Below are 3,234 nucleotides of genomic sequence, written 5' to 3' on the forward strand. Positions count from 1 at the left end.
ACCTACACCTTTACGCCAAATGCCGGGCAATGTGCTACAACTGCAAGTCAGACCATAACGGTAAATCCAGCCATAACCCCTTCCTTTAATTCCATTGCGCCAATTTGCGCAGGTGCAACTTTAACTGCATTGCCTACAACTTCCAACGAGGGAATCATTGGAACTTGGACGCCCGCATTAAACAACACGGCAACTACTACCTACACCTTTACGCCAAATGCCGGGCAGTGTGCCACACTTTTTTCACTTACTTTAGAAGTAAATGAGTTACCTATTTTTACAATAGAAGGTGATTGTGAGGGTGATGAATATGTATTACGTTTAAAACCATCTCCTCAAAACATTACTATCGCATGGTTTTATGAAGGAACTTCAATTGGTACAAATCCCATTTTCTTAGGAAATGGAAACTTTACAGTTGCAGACCAACTTGGAATATACAGAGCTGTTTATAGTAATGACAACTGTGAAAATGAAAATTCGATTTTTGTTGAAGACAACTATTGTAAAATTCCGAAAGGCGTTTCAGCCAATAACGACGGTCTAAATGATACCTTTGATTTGTCGAATTTGAAAGTTAAAAATTTAAAAATATTTAATCGATACGGGACTGTAGTTTATGAAAAGGAAAATTATAAAGATGAATGGGATGGAAAATCGTCACATGGAAATCATTTACCAGATGGAACATACTATTACTACATTGAATTTTTAAATGGTAAAGCAAAAACAGGATGGGTATATTTGACACATGAATTATAATTTTGTAAGTTTGAGAAAAAAAAGTGACTTACAAGCAATTTTACATTTATACCTTAACCTTAATAACACTTGTATTTACGATCCGTTTCCTCACTATTTACTTTCATTTAGCAAAAAAACAAGAAAAAAGTGAGTTTAAAAAAGGGGTGTTATTTATCGCTTTATTCGCTTTTTCTTTTTTTCTGGTAGGACTTTATAAAATAACAGACCAAACAGTATTTTCGTTAAAGTTTTTGTTTAATGACCGGTTACTTTCTTCACTAAGTAATATTTTTTTACTTTCATCAATTATTTATTTTCCAATAATTCCAAATGGAATAGAACGTATTTACAAGAAAAGTGAAAATTGGGTAATTTCAGTCTTTCTTTTTTTTGGAATCATTATTTCACTTTTCACCATTTTCGATAAGCTTACAATAAGCGCGGGTAAGGAATTTCAGATTGCATTGATTATTATAGATTCGCTCATTTCAACATCTATATTAATAATATTTGGCTATGTGATAGTTTTAAATACAAAACATGAAAACTTTGCTGGAAATCGATTTTTTTTAATATTTACAATTAGCAGTATGCTGATTACACAGATAGCACTACCCTTGACAAAGATTTTCCATGAAAACTTATTGATAACATATCCCTATTTCCTGATTATTTTCCTAGCCAGTTTATTTTTTATTTTACAAAGTTTACTCCATCTTTTTGAAAATCATTTTTTTTACTATGGCATTTCGAATCCCTATACATTGGGAGAAAATTTATTTCATTCAAACACAAATGCCAATATAAATAACGAATCACAGTCACTTCAATTGAATGCCTTAACCATACGATATGATAATTCTACCAAAAAATACCTTTTAAAACTAACATTAGTTTCAGAAGATAAAAGGCAAATTGAAATCGAAATAGAGAATTTAAAAATATTACAACCCCTTAGTTATTGGATTTTATTTGCTATTTCAAAAAAAGTAAACATAAAGATTTATAATAGTGATTTAGCTGTAGCCCGTTTTCGGATGATCGAATATATTCACAAAAATTATCCAAATCTAAAATTAACTCCCGAATCTATATTTGAGAATGATAAAGGCTTCTATGAACTTTTAGCAGCGTCTTCAAATATAATTATTGATGATCTCGATTTTTTCTTAGATAAAATTCAGATAAAAGATATCTTTTTAAAACATCTTGACAATTACACACCTTTGTTAAAAACTAGCATTACTGGTCTTGAAAAAGGAAATAAAGCCCAACTTAATAAACTCGAAATGACACTTACCGCATTAAAAGATAAAATTTCAACTTATTGATTTTTATATTTTTATATATTTCGAAATATTACGAAATCAAATTTTACAATAACATAAATCGAATTTTTAACGGGTATCTTATATTTTTGATACTTTATGAATTTTTTTATGCTATTGAAAAACACTATACTTTTAATATTACTGACCCTATTTTCATTTTCAAGAGGTCAAGTATTAATTAATGAAGTTTACATTCGCCCCGACGGGCTATCTGCTACTCCCCCAAATGGACTTATTTATACAGGAAGTAAGGAGTATATAGAGATTTACAACAAAAATTGTTTTCCTGTTAACTTAACGGGTTATTTCATTGCTGCCAAACAAAATGGTTTTAGTGGTGTTGTTACAGGTTTGAGCTTCAGAATTCCAAACATTCCTAATGCTATAATTCCTGCTGGAGGTCACATTGTTTTGGGTTCTGCTGCACCTGGCACAGGATTAGTTGGAAACATTGATATACCCATTACTGCTGCTGAACGTTGTATTTATGCTAGTAATGCTGTAATTGCTAATGTTGATGGTTGGGTTGCCTTGTATGATGCAAGTGGAACACCATTAGATTGTGTCTATTGGTCATCCAGCGCATCTAACATCAATACTAATAGTGCTGATTTTAATCCTGGAACGCTTTGTATACCTGCAGGCTCTACCATCACCTCATTAGCTACTCCCACTCAAATTAATAATACAAATCCATCAATTGTCAGCTATATTTCAAACTCAACCCCTATTTTAATTTACCGCCAACAAGATGGAAGTCCAACTTGGTCCTTTGTAAGCACATTTAATGCTGCTACGCTCCCATGGTCCATAGATAATTCAGCTGCTACAGGTAATTGCAATGGAGGTATATGTGTTCCTCTTACTTCGACTATTACCCCCACCTTTACAGCCGTAGTGCCGATTTGTTCAGGTGCGACTTTAACAGCGTTGCCAACCACTTCCAACAACGGTATTAACGGTACGTGGGCTCCTGCTTTAAACAATACAGCAACCACCACCTATACCTTTACCCCGAGTGCAGGACAGTGTGCCACTACAACGACTTTAACCATTACGGTAAATCCACAGGTAACCCCAACCTTTACAGCCGTAGCGCCGATTTGTTCAGGTGCGACTTTAACGGCGTTGCCAACCACATCCAACAACGGTATTAACG

The 3,234-nt window shown here is 33.5% G+C and carries 3 protein-coding genes; all 3 read left to right on the top strand.

Going from position 1 to position 3,234, the window contains the following annotated elements; all coding sequences use genetic code 11:
* Positions 1–762, top strand: a 762-nt coding sequence (locus Q0039_RS01310; RefSeq protein ID WP_297507864.1) for a gliding motility-associated C-terminal domain-containing protein, incomplete at its 5' end; no start/stop codon positions are given.
* A gap of 23 nt (positions 763–785) precedes the next feature.
* Positions 786–2,075: a hypothetical protein gene (locus Q0039_RS01315; RefSeq protein WP_297507867.1), complete on the top strand. Its 1,290-nt coding sequence runs from the start codon at positions 786–788 to the stop codon at positions 2,073–2,075.
* Positions 2,076–2,171: 96 nt separating this feature from the next.
* Positions 2,172–3,234: lamin tail domain-containing protein (locus Q0039_RS01320; RefSeq protein ID WP_297507872.1), on the top strand; the 1,063-nt coding region annotated here is incomplete at its 3' end.

This window comes from Flavobacterium sp., assembly GCF_027484945.1.
Classification (GTDB): domain Bacteria; phylum Bacteroidota; class Bacteroidia; order Flavobacteriales; family Flavobacteriaceae; genus Flavobacterium.